This is a genomic window from Streptomyces viridochromogenes DSM 40736 (assembly GCF_000158955.1).
GTDB classification, from domain to species: domain Bacteria; phylum Actinomycetota; class Actinomycetes; order Streptomycetales; family Streptomycetaceae; genus Streptomyces; species Streptomyces venetus.
In genome coordinates this window covers 2944709-2966489 of sequence record NZ_GG657757.1, presented here as the reverse complement: position 1 = coordinate 2966489, position 21781 = coordinate 2944709, and the positions used below count along the sequence as shown (strand labels likewise).

Annotated in this window: 14 protein-coding genes and 2 pseudogenes; 15 read left to right on the top strand and 1 reads right to left on the bottom strand. The window is 71.4% G+C overall.

The window, feature by feature from the left end:
- Window positions 1–39: 39 nt before the first annotated feature.
- The 15 genes and pseudogenes from SSQG_RS43660 to SSQG_RS12890 all read left to right on the top strand — a co-directional run.
- A pseudogene (locus SSQG_RS43660) lies at window positions 40–135 on the top strand (DUF2975 domain-containing protein); the annotation flags it as partial.
- On the top strand, window positions 135–365 hold the full coding sequence (locus SSQG_RS12955) for a helix-turn-helix domain-containing protein (protein WP_003990215.1): 231 nt from the start codon (window positions 135–137) through the stop codon (window positions 363–365). The pseudogene SSQG_RS43660 and the gene SSQG_RS12955, both read left to right, overlap by 1 nt.
- Entirely contained in the window at window positions 365–832 is a 468-nt protein-coding gene (locus SSQG_RS12950; protein ID WP_039932550.1) for a GNAT family N-acetyltransferase, read from the top strand. The genes SSQG_RS12955 and SSQG_RS12950 overlap by 1 nt, the downstream gene beginning before the upstream one ends.
- A gap of 98 nt (window positions 833–930) precedes the next feature.
- A complete protein-coding gene (locus tag SSQG_RS12945; protein WP_003990213.1) occupies window positions 931–2070 on the top strand; it encodes a hypothetical protein in 1140 nt (379 codons plus the stop codon).
- 48 nt (window positions 2071–2118) lie between these two features.
- Window positions 2119–2901 (top strand): TIGR03936 family radical SAM-associated protein, encoded by a 783-nt coding sequence (locus SSQG_RS12940; protein WP_003990212.1) that lies wholly within the window; start codon window positions 2119–2121, stop codon window positions 2899–2901.
- A 259-nt stretch (window positions 2902–3160) separates the two neighbouring features.
- Window positions 3161–7337 (top strand): annotated as a pseudogene (locus tag SSQG_RS12935) (Rne/Rng family ribonuclease).
- Window positions 7338–7491: 154 nt separating this feature from the next.
- A complete protein-coding gene (gene rfbC / locus SSQG_RS12930) occupies window positions 7492–8085 on the top strand; it encodes a dTDP-4-dehydrorhamnose 3,5-epimerase (RefSeq protein ID WP_039932547.1) in 594 nt (197 codons plus the stop codon).
- Window positions 8086–8280: 195 nt separating this feature from the next.
- Window positions 8281–8601: a 50S ribosomal protein L21 gene (gene rplU, locus SSQG_RS12925; RefSeq protein ID WP_003990208.1), complete on the top strand. Its 321-nt coding sequence runs from the start codon at window positions 8281–8283 to the stop codon at window positions 8599–8601.
- 14 nt (window positions 8602–8615) lie between these two features.
- Window positions 8616–8870, top strand: a complete 255-nt coding sequence (rpmA, locus tag SSQG_RS12920) for a 50S ribosomal protein L27 (RefSeq protein ID WP_003990207.1) — start codon at window positions 8616–8618, stop codon at window positions 8868–8870.
- Between the two features lie 124 nt (window positions 8871–8994).
- Window positions 8995–10431, top strand: coding sequence for a GTPase ObgE (gene obgE / locus SSQG_RS12915; RefSeq protein WP_003990206.1), 1437 nt, complete (start codon window positions 8995–8997; stop codon window positions 10429–10431).
- Between the two features lie 112 nt (window positions 10432–10543).
- Window positions 10544–12076 (top strand): FG-GAP-like repeat-containing protein, encoded by a 1533-nt coding sequence (locus tag SSQG_RS12910; protein ID WP_052310443.1) that lies wholly within the window; start codon window positions 10544–10546, stop codon window positions 12074–12076.
- A gap of 168 nt (window positions 12077–12244) precedes the next feature.
- On the top strand, window positions 12245–13795 hold the full coding sequence (locus tag SSQG_RS12905; RefSeq protein ID WP_039932544.1) for an alkaline phosphatase D family protein: 1551 nt from the start codon (window positions 12245–12247) through the stop codon (window positions 13793–13795).
- Window positions 13796–14311: 516 nt separating this feature from the next.
- Window positions 14312–15808, top strand: coding sequence for a bifunctional cytidylyltransferase/SDR family oxidoreductase (locus SSQG_RS12900; RefSeq protein WP_003990203.1), 1497 nt, complete (start codon window positions 14312–14314; stop codon window positions 15806–15808).
- 172 nt (window positions 15809–15980) lie between these two features.
- Complete coding sequence (locus SSQG_RS12895) at window positions 15981–18089, top strand: hypothetical protein (RefSeq protein WP_003990202.1); 2109 nt, start codon at window positions 15981–15983, stop codon at window positions 18087–18089.
- Window positions 18090–18296: 207 nt separating this feature from the next.
- On the top strand, window positions 18297–19505 hold the full coding sequence (locus SSQG_RS12890; protein ID WP_003990201.1) for a glycosyltransferase family 2 protein: 1209 nt from the start codon (window positions 18297–18299) through the stop codon (window positions 19503–19505).
- 115 nt (window positions 19506–19620) lie between these two features.
- On the opposite strand, the gene SSQG_RS12885 is transcribed toward SSQG_RS12890, so the two are convergent.
- Window positions 19621–21720, bottom strand: coding sequence for a hypothetical protein (locus SSQG_RS12885; RefSeq protein WP_039932540.1), 2100 nt, complete (start codon window positions 21718–21720; stop codon window positions 19621–19623).
- Window positions 21721–21781: the final 61 nt, after the last annotated feature.

Sequence of the window (21781 nt, the reverse complement as noted above, 5' to 3'; positions counted from 1 at the left end):
TTTCAATCGGAGTTCGATCGGAGGAGTGGTGATGGGGAACTGGTCGTGCTCGTGCTGCGGGTGCTGCTCGCGCAGGCCGTCGCGCGGGACGTCGAGGCGGCCCGGATGCGGGCCGAGTTGGAAGAGGTCATCTGATGCCGATCGCCGTCGACATCGACGTGATGCTGGCCAAACGGAAGATGTCCGTGGGTGAGCTGGCGGAACGCGTCGGCATCACCCCCGCCAACCTGGCCGTCCTCAAGAACGGTCGCGCCAAGGCGGTCCGCTTCTCGACCCTCGCCGCCCTCTGCGAGGTGCTCGAGTGCCAGCCGGGGGATCTGCTGCGCTGGGAGGCGGACGGCGCCGCCGACCGGACAATGCCGTGATGGAGAACGTCAGCATCCGCCCGGCTCGATCCGGTGAACTGGCCGCCGTGGCCGCACTTCGATGGGACTGGCTCGTGGAGAACGGCGGCGAGGCCGTCGGTGAACGCGAGGACTTCGTCAGGCACTTCGCCGGCTGGGCCGAGGAGAACGCCGGGTCGCACCGGTGCACCGTGCTCGTGCGGGACGGCGTGGTCCTCGGAATGGCCTGGCTCGCCGTGGTGCAGCGGGTGCCCACGCCGAGATCGCCGCGGCGGGCCTCCGGCGACCTCCAGTGCGTGTACGTCGTACCCGGGGCGCGGGACGCCGGACTGGGCGGGCGGCTCATCGAAGCCGTCCTGGACGGGGCGCGCGAACTCGGGCTGGAGCGCGTCACCGTGCATTCGAGTCCCCGGGCGATTCCCGCCTACGCGCGGCGTGGTTTCCAGGAGTCGCCCCGGTTGCTGCAGGCGCGTCTCGCGGACGGGTGAGTCGTATGATCATGGGGCCGAGTGGAGGATCTGCGGGAGAACGGGGCAGGACTGTGCGGTGCTGGATCCGGACAGGGCGCTGAGGCGTCTACGACGGTATGGATCTGGAGAAGCCGGCCCGTGAGGGTTCCGAGGCGGTCGTTCGGCGGGAGTCTGACGCGCCCGAAGGGTGTCTGGTCGTCGCGATCCGGATTCCCGTGCGGATCGTCGTGCTCCTGCTGGTCGTCCCCGTGCGGATGGTGTGGGACGCGCTCGTCGTGGCCGGGCGGTTCCTGAACGACGTGCTGTTCCGGCCGCTCGGGCGGGCGCTGCTGTGGCTCGGGCGGGCGCTGTTCGTCTGGCCGTTCGTGGGGCTGTGGCGGTATGTCGTGGTGCCCGTGGCCAAGGCGCTCGGGTGGCTCGGGTACGTCCTCCTCGTCGTGCCGGCGGTGTGGTGCTACCGGTACGTGCTGACTCCGGTGGGGCATGCGATCGCCTGGGTCGCGCGGGGTGTGGGGGCCGCCCTCGGCTGGGTGTACTCGTATCTGCTCACGCCCGTCGGGCATGCCGTGATCTGGGTGCTCAAGGGGCTGGGGGCCGTGCTCGCCGCGATCGGTACCGGTGTCTACGCGGCCCTGGCGTGGCTCGTGCGGTACCTCCTCGTCGTCCCCGCCGGGTGGCTGTACGCGTGGGTGCTCGCGCCCGTCGGGCGTGCGATCGCCTGGTGCGGCAAGGGCCTCGTGTGGCTGGTGCGCATGATCGTCACCGGCATCGGCGTCGTCCTCCACTGGATCACCCGGATCCTGCTGGTCCTTCCGGCGCTCGCCCTCTGGCGCTGGATCCTGGTGCCGGTCGGCCGGGTCCTCGCTGTCGTCGGGCGGGAGGTCCGGGACGCCCTCGGTCACGCGTGGCGCGTCGCCGGGTACGTCTCGCTCGCCGTCGGGCGGTTCCTCGGCACCCTCTTCCGGTGGATCTTCGTCGAGCCGGTGCGGTGGGTGTACCGCAGCGTGCTGACACCCGTCGGGCACGTGGTGCGGGACGCCGTCCTGCGGCCGGCCGCCGAGGCCGCCCGCAGTGTGGGACGCGCCACCCGGCAGGTGCTCGCCTCCGCAGGTGAGTCCGTACGGCAGGCCCGCGCAGACTTCCGGCGGATGCTCTTCGGGGAGCCGAAGCAGCCGCGGCCGGTCGACCGGAGGGAACCTTCGGGCCGCGAGGCACGTACTCTAGGTAGCAGTACGACCGCTCTCACGAAGGACTGAACGACACTGGGCAAGCGACAGCCCGAAGGCCCGCCGCCCGCACCCGCGGTGCAGCGCATCCGACTGCGCTACACCAAGCGCGGCCGCCTCCGGTTCACCAGCCACCGTGACTTCCAGCGCGCCTTCGAGCGTGCGTTGCGCCGTGCCGAGGTGCCGATGGCCTACTCGGCGGGCTTCACACCGCACCCGAAGGTGTCGTACGCCAATGCCGCACCCACCGGCACGGGCAGTGAGGCGGAGTACCTGGAGATCGCGCTCACCGCGCCCCGCGACCCGGAGCAGCTCAGGGTCCTTCTCGACGAGTCGCTGCCCACCGGGCTCGACATCGTCGAGGCGGTCGAGGCCCGCACCTCGGGCCTCGCCGACCGGCTCACGGCTTCCGTGTGGGAGCTGCGGCTGGACGGCGTGTCGCAGGAGGAGGCCCGTCGCGCGGCGGACCTCTTCAACGCGGCCGAGACCGTCGAGGTCCAGCGCCTCGCCAAGAACGGGGTCCGTACCTTCGACGCCCGCTCCGCCGTGGTCAGCCTGGAGATCCCCGACCTCACGGAAACGCACGGTTCGCAGGCTGATAGGCCGACGGACCAGCCCTGTGCGATACTGCGGCTGGTTGTTCGGCACGTGACGCCTGCCGTACGACCCGACGACGTCCTGTCCGGTCTCCGCGCCGTGGCCGACCTGGCGCCGCCGGTCCCCGCAGCGGTGACCAGGCTGGCGCAGGGGCTGCTCGATGAAGAGACCGGCACGGTGACCGACCCGCTCGCGCCCGACCGCGAGGCAGCGGAGGCCCGCTCAACGGCCGAACCGCCTGCCGCCGCGACGGCGCCGGCGTAAGGAAGGTTCCGCGTAGGGACGGACGTCGTAGCGCCGCCCTCGTACTCGGGAGCCACCTGGGTCGGGCAGCGCACCGACCAGAAGACTTTCGCCAGGCCGTACGCATTCGGCGTACGGAACCGGCGAGACAGGACACGGAGAGCTCCCGTGCGGCGCCCGCGCCCCGGACGGCGGCGACGCGCACAGCGCGAGCCGCGGACGTCACCGGCACCGCCGGACCAGGCGCGGCGCCCGGGAGCCTGACGGGAGACAAGCCCGCATGCTCGAACCGACCGAACCCACAGAGTCCTCCTCCACGGGCTCCGAACAGAACAACACCCCCAGCGACACCCTGCCGCCCCGCCGGCGGCGCCGTGCCGCGTCCCGCCCGGCGGGTCCGCCCGTCGGCGCCGCCTCCGACGCTGTGGCGGAGACCGTCACGCCGGCCATACCGGTCGCGGATCCCGAGGATCTCGAAGAGATCGAGGAGATCGGGGCAGGCGCCGCGGCGGAGACCCCCGAGGCCGCCGGGAGCGGTGAGCCCGGGGAAAAGGCCGCGCCTGCCGCCCCTAAGCGGCGTCGCGCCGTTCGCCGTGCCTCCGCGCCCGTCGGGTCCCCGGAGGCCGCCGAGACCGCCGAGACCGTGGTACCGGTGAGCGCCGCCGCCCCGATCGCCTCCGAGGCGTCGGAGCAGGCCGAGGCCCCCGCGTCCGCCGAGGTGTCCGAGGACGCCGCTCCCCGGCGTACCCGGCGTCGTGCGACGCGCAGGGTGGCCACGCCTGCTGCGGCTCCGGCGGAGCCGAGCGAGACGACGGCGGCGCCTGCGGCGACCGCTGCCGAGCCCGTCGCGGCCGGTGCCGCCGAAGGCACCGAGGCCGCGGAGCCCGCCGAGGAGGCCGCTCCGCGCCGGACGCGGCGTCGTGCCACGCGCCGGGTGTCCGCGGTCACCGAAGCGCCCGCTGCCGCGGAGGCGGCGGAATCGACCGCCGAGCAGGCGAAGGCTTCCGAGGCCGAGACCCCCGCCGCCGAGCCCGCCCGCGCGTCCGGGGCCACCGCTGCCGAGAGCTCGGTCCCCGAGGCCGCCGCCGCTGAGGCCACCCCCTCCGAGGCCACCGCCGAAGCCGTCGCGGCCGGCGCCCAGGCCGGTGAGGACGAGGAGGGCGGTCCGCGTCGCCGCCGCCGGGTCGTCCGCCGGGCCGCCAGTGGTTTCGCCGAGCCCGGGCAGACGGCCAAGGCCACGAAGACCGCGAAGGCCACGAAGACCGCGACGGCCGCCAAGTCCGCCGAGGCTTCGCAGGACACCGCCGGTGAGGGCGACTCGTCGGCGCGTCGCGCGCGGCCCGCCGTCGCCCTCTTCCAGGCGCCGGTGTTCACCGAGCCCCAGTTCCAGACCCCGGAGCGGGCCGCCGCCGCTGCCGCCGCCGAGGCGGCCGGGAGCGATGAGCCCGAGGAGGCGGAGGAGCCCGCCGCGGCCGAGAGCGCGCGCGAGGACCAGTCCGGCGGATCGCGTCGTCGGCGCCGTCGCCGGGGTTCCGCGGACGAGCCCGACGCGGCCCAGGCCGCCGAGCCCGCCGTCGTGGAGAGCAGCGTCGACGAGACGGAGGAGCCCGAGGAGTCCGCCGAGGGCGACGACCAGGACGAATCCGAAGGGGCCGGCTCGCGCCGCCGCCGTCGCCGGGGCGGTCGCCGCCGCCGGCGTGGTGAGTCCGCCGAGTCCGACACCGAGGGCGAGGCCATGGACGCCGAGTCCGAGCAGGCCGCGCAGGACGCCGAGGACACCGCCGAGCAGACCGAGGAGGACCGGGAGGACTCCGAGGAGGCCGACCGTGACGAGTCGGGCGGCGGTGGCGGCTCCAACAGCAGCCGTCGTCGTCGGCGCCGTCGTCGCCGTGCCGGTGACACCGCGGGCGACTCCGAGCCCACCGACGGCGACCCGGAGCGCACGGTCGTCAAGGTCCGCGAGCCCCGGCCCCCGCGGGAAAAGAGTGCCGAGCCGTCCGACGAGGTGCAGTCCATCAAGGGCTCGACCCGTCTGGAGGCCAAGAAGCAGCGCCGCCGGGAAGGCCGCGAGCAGGGCCGCCGGCGCGTCCCGATCATCACCGAGGCCGAGTTCCTGGCCCGCCGCGAGGCCGTCGAGCGCGTGATGGTCGTCCGCCAGCACGGCGACCGCACGCAGATCGGCGTCCTCGAGGACAACGTGCTCGTCGAGCACTACGTCAACAAGGAGCAGTCGACCTCGTACGTCGGCAACGTCTACCTCGGCAAGGTGCAGAACGTGCTGCCGTCGATGGAGGCCGCCTTCATCGACATCGGCAAGGGCCGCAACGCCGTCCTGTACGCGGGTGAGGTCAACTTCGAGGCGCTGGGCATGGCCAACGGGCCGCGGCGCATCGAGTCCGCCCTGAAGTCCGGGCAGTCCGTGCTCGTGCAGGTGACGAAGGACCCCATCGGGCACAAGGGCGCCCGCCTGACCAGCCAGGTCTCCCTCCCCGGGCGCTACCTCGTGTACGTCCCCGAGGGCTCCATGACGGGCATCAGCCGCAAGCTGCCCGACACCGAGCGGTCGCGGCTGAAGTCCATCCTCAAGAAGATCGTCCCCGAGGACGCGGGCGTCATCGTGCGCACCGCCGCCGAGGGCGCGAGCGAGGAGGAACTGCGCCGGGACGTCGAGCGGCTCCAGGCGCAGTGGGAGGAGATCCAGAAGAAGGCGAAGAGCGGCAACGCGCCCACGCTGCTGTACGGCGAGCCGGACATGACGGTCCGGGTCGTGCGCGACATCTTCAACGAGGACTTCTCCAAGGTCGTCGTCAGCGGCGACGAGGCCTGGTCGACGATCCACGGGTACGTCTCGCACGTCGCGCCCGACCTGGCCGAGCGGCTGTCGAAGTGGACCTCCGAGGTCGACGTCTTCGCCACGTACCGGATCGACGAGCAGCTCGCCAAGGCCCTCGACCGCAAGGTGTGGCTGCCCAGTGGCGGTTCGCTGGTGATCGACCGGACCGAGGCGATGGTCGTCGTCGACGTCAACACCGGCAAGTTCACCGGCCAGGGCGGCAACCTCGAGGAGACCGTCACCAGGAACAACCTGGAGGCGGCCGAGGAGATCGTCCGCCAGCTGCGGCTGCGCGACCTCGGCGGCATCATCGTCATCGACTTCATCGACATGGTCCTGGAGTCCAACCGGGACCTGGTGCTGCGGCGCCTGCTCGAGTGCCTGGGCCGTGACCGTACGAAGCACCAGGTGGCCGAGGTGACCTCGCTGGGGCTCGTGCAGATGACCCGCAAGCGGGTCGGGCAGGGGCTGCTGGAGTCCTTCTCCGAGACCTGCGTCCACTGCAACGGGCGCGGTGTCATCGTGCACATGGAACAGCCGACCTCCTCCGGAGGCGGCGGCAAGCGCAAGAAGCGTGCCCGTGCCGGTGCCGCCGAGCTGCCGCACGTGCACGAGGCCGCCGTCGCCGAGACCGCCGAGCAGGAGGCGGAGACCGAAGCGGAGGTGGGTGCCGAGGTCGCCGAGCCGGTCGCGCTGCCCGAGCCGGCCTTCGAGCCCGACGAGGAGCTGTACAGCAGCGCCGCCGAGGCGGAGGCCGCGGCCGGGCCGTGGCCGGTCGCGACGCCGGGCGAGCCGGCGGGCGTCGGCTCCGGCGGGAGCGCCGCGTGGCGGCGACGCCGCCAGGACGGCCGAGCAGAAGCCCGAACCGGTCAGGTCCGGCCGGAAGAGCGAGGCCGGACAGGCCGAGGCGCAGGCGCCGACGGCTCAGGACGTGACGGCCGAGCAGGAGGCCGCCCGTCCGGTGCTGCCCGAGCCGGCCGCCGAGGCGCAGGCCGAGCCGATGGCCGTCGAGGACCCGGTGGTCGAGGCTTCGGCCCCGGCCGCGGAGGAGGCCGCGCCGAAGGGCCGTACCCGGCGGCGGGCCACCCGCAAGGTGTCCGCTCCGGCCGGTTCGCCGGCGGGCGACGAGGCGACCGTCGTGACGGTCACGGAGACGGCGTCGGAGGCGAAGCCGGAGGAGGCGAAGTCCGAGGAGCCGACGTCACAGGAGCCGCTTGCCGAGCAGGCGCCCGCGACCGAGGCGCCCGCTGAGAGCGCCGCGCCGGCCCGCCCGCGTCGCCGTGCCGTGCGCAGGTCCACCGCGCCGACGGCGTCCGAGGAGGCGGCCGTCGTGGTCGTGTCCGCGACCGCCGACGAGGCCCCGGCCGCCGCCGAGGCGGGCGAGGTGTCCGAGGAGCCGGCCCCGGCCAAGAAGGCCGCCCGCAAGACGACGGCCAAGAAGGCCACCGCGAAGAAGGCCGCCACCAAGAAGACGGCGGCCAAGAAGACGACGACGGCCAAGAAGACGGCGGCGAAGAAGACCGCCACGAAGAAGACGACCGCGAAGAAGGCGGCGTCGAAGAAGACGGCGGCGGCGGAGCAGCAGTCCGTCCCGTCCGTGTCGAGCCCGGCGGACGAGGCCTGACGCCCCGCGCCGAACGAAGGAAGTGATCCGCCCCCGGTCCGACGACCGGGGGCGGATCACGTCCTCATGCCCTTCGGCCCCCGGCGACGGGGGCATGTCCCTAGACTGATCGAATCCCCGGAAGAAGAGCTGAAGAAGAGCTGAGGACACTGTGATGCGGCCCCTTTCCATCTCCGGCGCCTGGGTGCACGAGCCGAAGGTCTTCCCGGACAGCCGTGGGAGCTTCCACGAGTGGTTCAAGGCACCGCTCTTCACCGAGGCGGTCGGCCACCCGCTGAAGCTGGCCCAGGCCAACATGTCGGTCTCCGCCCGGGGCACCCTGCGCGGCATCCACTTCGCGGACGTGCCGCCCAGCCAGGCCAAGTACGTCAAGTGCGTGCGCGGTGCGGTGCTGGACGTGGTCGTGGACATCCGGACCGGCTCGCCCACCTTCGGCCAGTGGGAGCTCGTCCGTCTGGACGACCGGGACCACCACGCGCTGTACCTCTCCGAGGGGCTCGGCCACGGCTTCATGGCGCTGACGGACGACGCCACCGTGGTCTACCTCTGCTCCGAGGGCTACGCCCCCGAGCGGGAGCACGGCATCCAGCCGCTCGACCCGGCCCTCGGCATCGACTGGCCCGCGGACATCACCCCGCTGCTCTCCGGCAAGGACGAGCAGGCGCCCACCCTGGCCGAGGCCCGGGAGCAGGGGCTGCTGCCCTCGTACGAGGCGTGCGTGGCCTACCGGGACAGCCTCGGTTCCTGACCTCCGAGGGGCCCGGTTTGACCCTCTCGGCCGTGGCCCCGTAACCTTGACCGTCGGCGTGTCGTCAGGCGCGCCACATCCCCGTAAACCTCATCCTCCCGGACACGGGCCGTGATCGGGAGAGGTCGTTCGCGCGCTGTCGTGGGTGACTGGACTGCGGGGGTGCCGTTTCCCGAGCGAGAGAGTGAGTTCCGCGTGTACGCCATCGTGCGCAGCGGTGGTCGCCAGCACAAGGTTGCTGTCGGCGACATCGTTGAGGTTGACAAGATTTCCACTGCCAAGGTTGGCGACACGGTCGAGCTCTCGACCCTGCTCGTTGTCGACGGCGACGCCGTGACCAGCGACCCGTGGGTGCTGGCCGGCATCAAGGTCCAGGCCGAGGTCGTGGACCACCACAAGGGGCAGAAGATCGACATTCTGCGCTACAAGAACAAGACCGGTTACCGTCGTCGGCAGGGCCACCGCCAGCAGTACACGGCGATCAAGGTCACCGAGATCCCCACGGCTGCGAAGTAAGGGACTGAGGAGAAATGGCACACAAGAAGGGCGCATCGTCCACCCGGAACGGTCGCGACTCCAATGCCCAGCGGCTCGGCGTGAAGCGCTTCGGCGGTCAGGTCGTCAACGCGGGTGAGATCCTGGTCCGCCAGCGCGGCACCCACTTCCACCCGGGCGCCGGCGTCGGCCGTGGTGGCGACGACACGCTGTTCGCCCTCGAGGCCGGTTCGGTGCAGTTCGGCACCCACCGTGGCCGCAAGGTCGTGAACATCGTTCCGGTCGCCTGACCGGAAACTTTCGCGAGGCGGACCTCACTTCCCTCACGGGAAGCGGGTCCGCCTTTCGCGTGTTGGTCTGAGAAACAACCCGTACGCAAGAAGAAGAACCCGTACGTAACTGGAGGCACACACCATGACCACCTTCGTGGACCGCGTCGAGCTGCATGTCGCCGCGGGTAGCGGAGGTCACGGCTGTGCCTCCGTTCACCGTGAGAAGTTCAAGCCGCTGGGCGGGCCGGACGGCGGCAACGGCGGTCGCGGCGGGGACGTGATCCTCACCGTCGACCAGTCGATCACCACGCTCCTCGACTACCACCACTCCCCGCACCGCAAGGCCACCAACGGCAAGCCCGGCGAGGGCGGCAACCGCTCCGGCAAGGACGGCCAGGACCTGGTGCTGCCGGTGCCGGACGGCACGGTCGTGCTCGACAAGGCGGGCAACGTCCTGGCCGACCTGGTCGGGCACGGCACGTCGTTCGTCGCCGCGCAGGGCGGCCGGGGCGGGCTCGGCAACGCGGCACTGGCGTCCGCGCGGCGCAAGGCGCCCGGATTCGCGCTGCTCGGCGAACCCGGAGATCTGCGGGACGTCGTCCTGGAGCTGAAGACGGTCGCCGACGTGGCGCTCGTCGGCTACCCGAGCGCCGGCAAGTCGTCCCTGATCTCGGTGCTGAGCGCCGCCAAGCCGAAGATCGCCGACTATCCCTTCACCACGCTCGTGCCGAACCTCGGCGTCGTCACGGCCGGTTCGACGGTCTTCACCATCGCCGACGTGCCCGGCCTGATCCCCGGAGCCAGCCAGGGCAAGGGCCTCGGCCTGGAGTTCCTGCGGCACGTGGAGCGGTGCAGTGTGCTCGTGCACGTCCTGGACACCGCCACGCTGGAGTCCGACCGTGACCCGGTCTCCGACCTCGACATCATCGAGGAGGAGCTGCGGCAGTACGGCGGTCTGGACAACCGTCCGCGGATCGTCGTCATGAACAAGATCGACGTACCGGACGGCAAGGACCTCGCCGAAATGGTGCGGCCCGACCTGGAGGCGCGCGGCTACCGCGTCTTCGAGGTGTCGGCCGTGGCGCACATGGGCCTGAAGGAGCTGTCGTACGCGCTCGGTGAGCTCGTCGCGAAGGCGCGGGCGGCGAAGCCGAAGGAAGAGGCCACCCGGATCGTGATCCGGCCCAAGGCCGTGGACGACACCGGCTTCACCGTGCAGCGCGAGGCCGACGGCCTGTTCCGGGTGCGCGGGGAGAAGCCCGAGCGCTGGGTGCGGCAGACCGACTTCAACAACGACGAGGCGGTCGGCTACCTCGCGGACCGGCTCAACCGCCTCGGCGTCGAGGAGGAGCTCGTGAAGGCGGGCGCCCGCGGCGGGGACGGAGTCGCCATCGGGCCCGAGGACAACGCCGTCGTCTTCGACTGGGAGCCGTCCCTGACGGCCGGGGCGGAGATGCTCGGCCGACGGGGCGAGGACCATCGGTTCGAGGGGGAGCGTCCGGCCGTGCAGCGCCGTAGGGACCGGGAGGCCGAGCGGGACGAGGCGCAGCGGGAATACGACGACTTCGAGCCCTTCTAAGTTAACAAGGAGCAAATTCGCGACCGATTTTGGTGCAACCAAGTCGCTCGTCAGTGAGTCGTACAGGGCAGAGCGGATGAGGATCTTGTTCCTCGCCGTGCAGCAACTGCCCATGCGATCAACGGAGTTGACGTACGTGCCTCAGTCCACGAGCAAGCGCAGGATCGGCCGGGGCGTCGGGGTCGCGGCGGCGGTCGCCGTCGTTGCCGCCGTCACCGCCCCGGTGGCCGCGCACGCCGCCACCGACGCCGGCCCCGCCGAGCCCGCCGCGACGAAGCTCCACGACGACTTGAACGGCGACGGGTACGCCGACCTCGCGGTGGCCGCCCCGAGCGCCACCGTCGGCGGCAAGAAGGGCGCCGGCTACGTCGCCGTCGTCTACGGCTCGAAGAACGGGCTGGACATCACGACGAGGCAGGTCCTCAGCCAGAGCACGGCCGGCGTGCCCGGCAGTCCCGAGACGGACGACGCGTTCGGCAGCGCGCTCACCACCGCCGACCTCGACCGCGACGGGTACGCGGACCTGGTCGTCGGCGTGGGCCGTGAGGACACGGCCGACGGCGGCGCCGAGTCCGGGATGGCCGAGGTCCTGTGGGGCGGCCCCCAGGGGCTGACCGGTGGGCCCGTCCTCGCCACCGGAAAGGCCCACGACGGGCTCGGTGGCCAGGGGCGCCTGACCGTCGGGGACGTGAACGGCGACGGAGCCGCGGATCTGGTGACCGTGGCGAACCAGCACGATCTGCGTGTGCTGAACGGCCCGTTCACCCGGGCCGGCGGCACGGCCCACGGCGAGCAGGTCGTCAAGGACGAGTTCGACAGCCGCGTCCTCGACCTGGCCGCCGGTGACGTCAACGGCGACGGCGTCACGGACGTCGCCGCCTCCGAGAACGACGGCGACGAGTACGACGCCCGGCGCGTCGTGTACTGGCCGGGCTCCCCGCGGGGGCTCTCGCCGTACACCACCGTGAAGGGCGGCGACGGCTACCGGCTCCAGGGCGGCGAGAACCTCGACATCGGGGACGTCGACCAGGACGGTGTCGACGACATCGTGGTCGGCCGGGCCGTCGACGGGTACGACAGCGACCTCGACACTCCGCTCGCCAAGGGCGGCCGGGTCTCCTTGATCCCCGGCACCCCGGACGGTCCGGACGGCGCCCACGCCACGTTCCTCAACCAGGACAGCCCCGGCGTGCCCGGCAGCGCCGAGCGGGGTGACGGTTTCGGGACGGACGTCCGGATCGCCGACGTCGACGGCGACGGGCACCCGGACGTGGCCACCGGCCTGCCCGGCGAGGACCTGGACGGCGTGACCGACGCGGGCGCGGTCGTCGTCCTGCGCGGCACCGCACAGGGCCTCACCGGCACCGGCGCCCAGGTGGTCACGCAGAACACGCCCGACGTGCCGGGCGCCGCCGAACAGGGCGACACCTTCGGCGGGGCCGTGCACCTCGCCGACGCCGACCACGACGGCCTGGCCGACCTGGCCGTCGGCGCGCCGGGGGAGAACGGCAAGGCCGGGTCCGTCTGGTACTTCAGGTCCGGTCCGTCGACCGTGGTGAGCCCCAACGGCACCACCACCTTCGGCAACACGCTCCTCGGCACCTCCGCCACGAACGCAAGACTCGGCACCGCTTTCGCCGGCTGATCACCTGTCAGACTCGCCCCAGCAACGGCTTGTTCCGGTGCTGGCGGCGAGTCTCTTTTTGTCTGCTTAGTTGTCATGTACGTGAACCCCGGCGTTCAGCGGGCGGACCGCCCGCGAACGTGAAGCTTCCCAGAGTCCAAGTGGCCAGCGAGGTAAGGGAGTCACCTGATGACCGGAGCAGTTTCCCCCGACCGACGCCGCTTCCTGACCGCCGGCGCCGCCGTGCTCGGTGCCGCGGCCTCCGCCCAGCTGTGGCTTCCCGCCGCCGCGCACGCTGCCGAGACGCCACTGCCCGACGGTGTGTTCAGCCTCGGCGTCGCCTCAGGTGACCCACTGCCGGACGGCATCGTCCTGTGGACCAGGCTCGCCCCGGACCCGCTGAACGGCGGCGGCATGCCCGACCGGGTGGTGCCCGTGGAGTGGCAGCTCGCGGAGGACCAGCGGTTCAGAAAGCTCGTCCGCCGCGGCACCGCCCAGGCCCGGCCCGAGTACGGGCACAGCGTTCACGTGGACGTACGCGGGCTGCGCCCGGACCGCGTCTACTGGTACCGCTTCCGCACCAGCGGCCAGCTCTCACCCGTCGGCCGCACCCGCACCGCGCCCCACCCGTCCAGCTCCGGTGGCTCCCTGCGCATGGCCCTCGCCTCCTGCCAGAACTGGCAGCACGGCTATTTCACGCCATACGCAGACATGCTGGAGCAGGACCCGGACGTCGTGGTGTTCGTCGGCGACTACATCTACGAGTCCACCCCGTCGGCGACGGCCGTACGCCGGCACGAGGGGACCGGCGAGCCGTTCAGCCTCGCCCAGTACCGCAACCGGTACGCCCAGTACCGCACCGACCCGGACCTCGCGGCGATGCACGCGCACGCGCCCTTCGTGGTGAGCTTCGACGACCACGAGGTGGACAACGACTTCGCCGGCGAGATCCCCCAGGACCCGGACAAGCAGCCGCACGACGCCTTCGTGGCCCGGCTGACGGCGGCCTACCAGGCGTACTACGAGCACATGCCGGTCCGTGCGACCGCCGTCCCGAACGGCCCGCACATCCGGATGTACCGCCGCCTGGAGTTCGGCCGCCTGGCCCGGCTCAACGTCCTGGACACCCGGCAGTACCGCAGCGACCAGGCCACCAGCCAGGCCGGCGCCCAGGACCCCTCGCTGACCATGCTGGGCGCGCAGCAGAAGCGGTGGCTGCTGAACTCGCTGCAGGACTCGCCCGCCCGCTGGAACCTGATCGCCTCGCAGATCATGATGGCGGAGACGGACCTCCAGGTCGGCGAGGGCAAGCTCTGGTTCTACGACGCCTGGGACGGCTACCAGGCCGAGCGCAACGGGTTCCTCCAGGAGTTCCAGCAGGTCCGCAACCCGGTCGTGCTGTCCGGCGACCGGCACCTGACGATGATCAGCGACCTCAAGGAGGACTACGCCGACCCGGACTCCGGGGTCGTCGGCGCCGAGTTCGTCGGCACCTCCATCTCCAGCAACGGTGACCAGGACCAGGAGGCCTTCCGCAAGGAGTGGGACCCGCGGCGGCCGGACAACCCGCACTGGAAGCTGCTCGACGCGCACCGCGGCTACCACCTGTTCGACGTCCGCCGTGACGGCATCGACGCGCAGGTGCGCGTGGTCGACACCGTGCGGCAGCCCACCGCGACGCCGAGCACGCTGGCCCGGCTGAGGGTCGAGGCGGGCCGGCCGGGCGTCGAGGTCGTCTGACCCCTCTCGGTTGACGGCGCGAGAGCCTGGGACCCGTCCGGGTCCCGGGCTCTTCTCGGCTCGTCCCACGGCGAATCGTTCCCTTACCGTGCCGAGACCGAAATGCTGCGGAATCTTGACCAGGAATTCCGCGGCAATGAGACGCTGAAGGAGACGCCGGACGAGCGGTATTGCCACCGCCCCGCCGCCGCCGTACGGAGGGGCCGACGCTGTACGGAGCACACGCCGATGCGGCCCGCAGCGCCAAAGCGCGTACCGTGCACCAGACATCGTCCAAGGAACTCGTGAAGGTCCTCGGGCACCGCTGTCCCAAGCGTCTCCGACGTCGCTGAGCTCCTGTGGAGTTACTCACAGCGCATTTCCCGGAGGCCCGCGGAACCGTCTCACCAATCACCAGGAGTGGGAGGTGAATGACAGGTTGCGCGCACATATGCGGCAGAGGTCGCTCACCTTGCACTGCGGTAACCCGAAGTGGGACCATTTCGAAGTTCCCTGTCGCCCCAAGGTAGGTCACCTGTGTCCCAGCGCATAGCCAAGCCCCGTACCACCGCAGTGATCCTGGCCGGTGGCACCGGTCAGCGGGTGGGTCTGTCGATCCCCAAGCAGCTGCTGAAGATCGCCGGCAAGGCAGTCATCGAGCACACGCTGACCACCTTCGAGAACACGGACTCGATCGACGACATCATCGTGCTGATGGCGCCGGGCTACGTGCCCGACGTCGAGAAGATCGTCGCGAAGGCCGGATTCAAGAAGGTCTCGAGGGTCATCGAGGGCGGCTCCACGCGGAACGAGACCACCGAGCGCGCCATCGCCGCCCTGGGTGAGGGCCTGGCCGAGGGCGAGGACGCCAACGTCCTCTTCCACGACGCCGTGCGCCCCCTGCTGTCGCAGCGCGTCATCGACGACTGCGTCGTGGCGCTGGAGCGTTACCAGGCCGTCGACGTGGCCATCCCCTCCGCCGACACCATCATCGTCACGCGCACGCACGGCGAGGACGGCGAGTTCATCACCGAGATCCCGGACCGCTCCCGGCTGCGCCGCGGCCAGACGCCGCAGGCCTTCAAGCTGTCCACGATCAAGCGGGCCTACGAGGTCGCCGCCGGCGACCCCAACTTCCAGGCCACCGACGACTGCTCCGTCGTGCTCAAGTACCTGCCGGACGTGCCGATCCACGTCGTCGCGGGTGACGAGTACAACATGAAGGTCACCCAGCCCGTCGACGTCTTCATCGCCGATAAGCTCTTCCAGCTCGCCTCCACCGCCGCGCCCGAGCAGGTCTCCGAGGAGGCCTACCGCGAGCTCCTCACCGGCAAGACCGTGGTCGTCTTCGGCGGCTCCTACGGCATCGGCAAGGACATCGGCGAGCTCGCCGAGTCCTACGGCGCCAAGGTCTACGCCCTGGGCCGCTCCACCACCGGCACGCACGTGGAGAACCCGGAGGAGGTCGACGACGCCCTGTCCAAGGCCTACGCCGAGACCGGCCGCATCGACTACGTGGTGAACACCGCCGGCGTGCTGCGCATAGGCAAGCTCGCCGAGACCGACAACGCCACCATCGAGGAGGCGCTGAAGGTCAACTACCTGGCCCCGGTGCAGATCGCCCGTTCGTCGTACAAGTACCTGTCCGAGACCAAGGGCCAGCTGCTGCTGTACACCTCCAGCAGCTACACCCGCGGTCGCGCCGAGTACAGCCTGTACTCCTCGACCAAGGCCGCCATGGTGAACCTCACCCAGGCGCTGTCCGACGAGTGGGCCGGCGACGGCGTCCGCGTCAACTGCATCAACCCCGAGCGCACCGCCACCCCCATGCGCACCAAGGCCTTCGGCCAGGAGCCGGCCGGCTCGCTGCTGTCCTCCGAGGCCGTGGCCCGCACCTCGCTCGACGTGCTGCTCTCCGAGCTGACCGGCCACGTCATCGACGTCCGCCAGCAGGACCCGACCGCCGGAGCGGCCCGGGCCTCCGGCTTCGAGCAGGCACTGGCGACGGTGCTGGACCGGCAGGACGGCGTGTAATAATTGGCGCCAAATAGACTTCAGTAATTCAGGCCTCTGCGCCCTCCTGTTAACGGGTTTCGTCAACAGGAGTGTTCGCAGGGGCCTGAATCCATACCCCAAGCGAATATTCACAGACCAGCCGCATTCTCGAACCAAGACCGGCACACCCCTCCCAAGAGCAGGTTTCTCCGTGATATCCACCGCTATTCGCGTCGCCCGGGTGGGCAGCGCGGCCGAGCTGGCCGCGGCGGTCCTCATGGTGGCGGGCTTCCCCGCCCTCATGCTGGCCGCGCTCGTCCCGAGCGTCCCCGCCTTCGCGGCAGCGGCCGCCGTGACGTACCTGGCGGACCACTATCTGCACCGCAAGGGCAGCTACCTGATCAACCGCCTCGGCAAGGTGCGGGCCGGCCTGTCGATCCGCTTCCTGATCCGGCAGCTGCTGCTCGTCCTGCTGCTGGCCCGGCTGTCCCTCGCGGACAACCTGATCTACTACGGGGCGATCGCCTGCTTCATCGCCTTCTACGGTCTGCAGGCCCCGCACGGTGCGCTGGTCCAGCTGATCCGCAACCGCCGCCGCATGCCGGTCGCCACGCGCAACGTCGACCTCAAGTCCCGCATCCGCATCCCGGACGCCCCGCCGCGCGGGCTGCTGCACCGCTCCGCCGAGAAGATGCTGCACCTCGACCTCGCGGCGGTCGCCGGCATCCTGCTCGCCGCCCAGGTGAAGTCGGCCCTCGTCGGCTTCATCGGCATCGGCATCACGGTGGTCCTGGCCACCCTGTACGTCCTGGCGCTCGTGCCGTTCGTGCGCGGCCGGAGGATCCCGCCGAAGGCCGACGTCGTCCTGGCGGCCGTCGACGACTGGCTGGCCGAGTACCAGCCGGAGACGGTGCTGTACTTCTCCGGCTCCAAGGACTCCGCGTACCAGGTCAACATGTGGCTGGACACCATGGAGAACCTGGACTCCAAGCCGCTGATCATCCTGCGTGAGCGGGCCATCCTGAACAACCTGGCGCCCACCACGGTCCCCGTCATCTGCGTGCCCGGAGGGGTGCACCTGATGAACCTGGACCTGTCCACGGTGCGTGTCGCGCTCTACGCGGCGAACGTCGGCAAGAACATCCACATGCTGCGCGTGCCCACCATCAAGCACGTCTTCATCGGCCACGGCGACAGCGACAAGCTCGCCAGCGTCAACCCGTACAGCAAGGTCTACGACGAGGTGTGGACCGCCGGCCGCGCGGGCCGCGACCGGTACGCCATCGCCGACGTCGGTGTCCGCGACGAGGACATCGTCGAGGTCGGCCGCCCGCAGCTCGCCCCGATCCAGACCTGGCAGGGCGTGCCCGACGGACGGATCCCGACCGTCCTGTACGCCCCCACCTGGGAGGGCTGGGACGGCAACCCGGGCAACACCTCGGTCGTGCTGGCCGGCGAGAACATCGTGCAGCAGCTCGTGCAGGCCGACCCGCCGGTCCGCGTCCTGTACAAGCCGCACCCGTTCACCGGCAACGTCAGCAAGGAGGCCAAGGCCGCCCACCAGCGCATCACCGCCCTGGTGCAGAAGGCCGCCGCCGGGCGCGCCATCGACACGCGGTTCACCCCCGACACGGCCGCCCAGGCGCAGGCCAAGACCGAGCTGGCCCGGATCGAGGCCCGGCTCGCGGAGCTGTCCGGCTCCGGCGGCGACCGGCGCGACGAGGCCGAGGCCACCCGCGACGGGCTGGTCGACGTCGCCCGGCACGAGGAGGTCGCCCGGCTGCGCGCCGAGTGGAACGACGCCTACTGGCGTTCCTTCCCCACCTGGGAGCACCGCGTCATCACCGGCGCCCAGCCGCGCCTGTACGACTGCTTCAACGTCTCCGACGCGATGGTCTCCGACATCTCCAGCGTGGTCTCCGACTTCATCGCGAGCGGCAAGCCCTACGCGGTCACCGACTCCGCGGGGGTGGGTGTCGAGGAGTTCAAGCGGAACAACACCGCGGTGCGTGCCGCGGTGATCCTGTCCAACAGCGCCGACGAGCTGGGCGAGTTGCTCGGCGCGGTCCGTGACCCGGCCGCCGACCCGCTGGCCGAGGACCGCAAGGAGCTCAAGCAGTACCTGCTGGGCCCGGACGAGCCGACCTCGCTGGACCAGTTCAACACCGCCGTCGCGAACCTGGCGCTCAAGGCCGAGACGCGCAACGTCGGTCAGGAGTCACGGGCCGCGGCGGCCACCGCCGAGGCCGAGCTGGCCAACGCCGTGCCCGGGCAGCGGGTGTCCGCGGCCGGTGACACGGACGGTGTCGGAACGGGCTGACCACCCCGCCGAATTGAGGGCCCGGCCCCCGAGGAACGTATTCCTCGGGGGTCGGGCCTTTTCGTTTTTCCTGTTTCTGTCGATTCACCATGTGAGGTGACTCACTAACACGTGTGACTGAGGCAACCGCTTGCCCGGGTCACCCGTCTTCCAGGTAGTGAATGAGGCGATACAGGGGGAATATCCTGTTGACTAGGGGGAAACGACGTGACCGTTGCGCAACCTGATGTGAGTGTGATCATCGGGGCGTACGAAGCGATGCCGTACCTGATCGAGTGCCTCTCCTCCGTCGAGGCGCAGACCATCGATCCGGAGCGCGTCGAGGTCATCGCGGTGGACGACGGATCGACGGACGGGACGGGCGAGTACCTGGAGGAGTTCGCCGAGCGCGCTCCCATGCACGTCCTGGTGGTCCGGCAGGAGAACTCGGGCGGCCCCAGCGGCCCGCGCAACGTCGGCCTGGCCAAGGCCACGGGACGTTACGTCTTCTTCCTCGACGCCGACGACCGACTGGGCCCCGAGGCCCTGGAACGCATGGTGGGCATGGCCGACCGCGCCGGCACGGACGTCGTCCTCGGCAAGGTCGAGGGCGTCAACCGCTCCGCGCCGAAGTCCATGTGGGGCAAGACGCTGGAGCGCACGGACGTCTTCTCGTCCAACATCAAGTTCACGCTCAGCGCGCAGAAGCTGTTCCGCCGCGAGCTGCTCGACCGGCACGGCATGCGGTTCGACGAGTCGCTGTTCACCGGCGAGGACGCGCTGTTCACGATGGAGGCGTACCTGCGGGCCGACGGTGTCTCCGTGGTCGCCGACCACACCTGCTACTACCTGGTCGGCCGCGACGACGGCAAGCACGTGACCAAGAGCGGCAGTTACACCCTGCGGTTCGACTCCGCGCGGGCCCTGATGCGCCTCATCGCCGAACTCGTCCCCGCGGGCGCCCGGCGCGACCAGCTGATGATCCGGCCCTTCCTGGTCACCCTGCTGCCGCAGTTCGGGCCCAAGTACCTCACGGACAGCGAGGAGATACGCCGGCACAAGTTCGAGCTGGCCAAGCCGCTGATGGACACCTACTGGACGGAGGGCGTCGCCCAGCGCCTCAAGGTCCACGAGCGGCTGCGGCTGCACCTGGTCGCCGAGCAGCGTCCCGAACTGCTGCCGGAGGTCGTCACGTTCGTCAAGGCCAAGAAGCAGGCGGCCGCCCTCCTGGAGAAGAAGGGCCGCCGTGTCTACCTGGCCTACCCGTACTTCCGCGACCGCGCCGCGGGTGTCCCCGACGCGGTCTACCTCGCCGAGCCCCGTGAGGCCCGCGCCTTCCCGGGCTACCGCGAGGGCGGCGTCGACACCCTCGTACGCCGGGCGGTGCGCAAGGCGCGCCGCGTGCTGACGTCCCGTGAGGTACGGCCGGCGGCGTGAGCCCCGGCGGGGTCGGCGGGGTGTGAACACCGGGCGGGGCCGGGGGATCGTGGTCCCCCGGCCCCGCCGTCGTCTCGTCGTCGCGTAGTGCCGTCGGTCAGCGGAGTGCGGTCGGTCAGTGGGGTGCGGTCGGGACCACCGGCAGTCCCGCGCCGTCGCTGGTGGTCTCCGTGCGCTGCCCGGGCAGGTCCGCCGTCGGCCGCTCCGCCGTCAGACGCGCCGCGATCCGGGCCCGGTGATCCCGGGCCGCCGCGCACAGCGCCCGTACGGCCGCGTCGAAGCGCTGCTGCGACGGCGGGTCGGCCGGACCCAGCAGGCGCAGCTTCAGCTCGGCGCGGGCTTCGGCCAGCGCGTCCTTCTCCGGGTGCCGGACGGTCTCCAGCAGAGCGGGCACCCCGGCCGCGTCCGGCGTCAGCACGGTCGCCGCCGCCACCGTCGGGAACGCCGTACGGAACACCTCCTCGGGCAACCCGCTGGTGTTCGCCACCGCGTACGGCTTCTCGCTCGCCAGGAACTCGCTGATCACGCTCGACACATCACTGATCAGCAGGTCGGCCGCGTTGAAGCAGGAGTACAGCGTCGGCCGGGCGTCCGTGACGACCTGGTGCTCCCCCTCCGGCAGCGAGGCCCAGTACGCCTCCTCCCACGCGGCCGTCGCCCGCCTCACCGCCTCGGCCCGGCCCGGATCCGGCGCCGACTGCACCAGCATCCGCTCCACCGTGTCGGCCCCGGCGCGGAAGTCGGCCGTGGTGAGCCGGTCCAGCTCCCGTGTGCACCGCGCGAGTTCCGCGTCGTCCGGGACGCGCGCGCACGTCCGCTCCCGGTTGGCCACCCGGATCAGCTGCCGGATGCGCAGATCGGCCGCGCCCGCGCGCGGGTCCACCGACCCGGTCAGCGGATGCGGCTTGTAGAGCAGCCGCACGCCCGGGTCCGCGAGGAGCGCCCGCACCAGGTTCTCACCGGCCGCGACCACCGAGGTGTTGCCGGGGTTGCCGTCCCAGCCCTCCCAGGTCGGCGCGTAGAGGACCGTCGTGACGCGTCCCTCAGCGCCTTTGCCGCCGGGCCCGGACGGTCGGACCGAGGCCGGCCGTACGGCGTCCAGCTGCGGGCGGCCCGTCTCCACCACGTCCTTGTCCTCGACACCCACCTCGGCCAGCGCGTACCGCTCCCGCGCGGCGGGCCCGGCCACCCACACCTCGTCGTACGCCTTCGCGTACGGGTTGCACGAGGACAGCTTGTCGCTCTCGCCGTGGTTGACGAAGGTGTGCTTGATCGTGGGGATGCGCAGCACCTGGGAGGTCTTGCCGGAGTTCGACGGGTGGATGAGGACCTGGAGCGTGGAGTGCTCCAGACGCATCAGCGTCGACACCTTCGGCAGGCACACCACGGGGATGTCCGTCGCCGCGATCTTCTGCACCATGAACCGCTCGCGCAGCACGATGACCGGCCGGCCGTGGGTCCGGGCGAGCGGCTCCAGCCACATGTTCACCTGGTAGGCCGAGGAGACGCCGCCCGAGAAGTACAGGCCGACGGTGGGCCGGTACGAGGCCAGCCACCCGTCGAACCAGTCGAGCACCTCCTGCTCGCCGGCCGGACGGCGTCCCGGCAGCAGCCGGAACAGCAGCGCGCCGAGGCCGGCCAGCGACAGGACGACGGAGAGCGCGATGCCCGCCGCCGCGTACCAGGGTTCGTCGGCCCCGGCGGCGGCCAGCAGCCCGGACGTCGCCGGCAGGCCGAACACCAGCAGCCGGTGGCCGGGGCGGCGCAGCAGCACGGACGGGGCCGGGGACAGCCGCAGCGCCGAGGCGTCGATGTTCCGCGTCACCACCGGCAGGGTGCGGGTACGGCGCACCAGCACGGAGACCGCCTGGATCGCGCAGTGCAGCGCGTAGAAGGTGAGCAGCCCGGCCACCAGCGGCGCGTACACCGTCTCCCGGTCCTGCTCACCGAGCCGCAGCAGGCCCACGACCAGCAGCAGGTCCCGCAGGACGTGCCGCACGGTGATGTCCGCGTGCGACTTGGCGAACAGCGACAGCACCCCGCGCTGCCACCGGTGCAGGGCACCCTCGGTGGCCAGGGAGACGGCGGTCGCGACGAGCAGCAGCGGTACGTGGGGCAGCAGCGCCGCGACCGCCTGAGCGGCGAACGCGGCGGCCAGGACGACGGTGACCAGCCCCTTCAGCAGGGCCGGCGGACGGGGGAGAGGTACGGGCACTGCGGTCACTCCAGGAGCGTCGGGTCGGCGCAGGTCGGCCGTCCGGGTTAACGCACGGCGA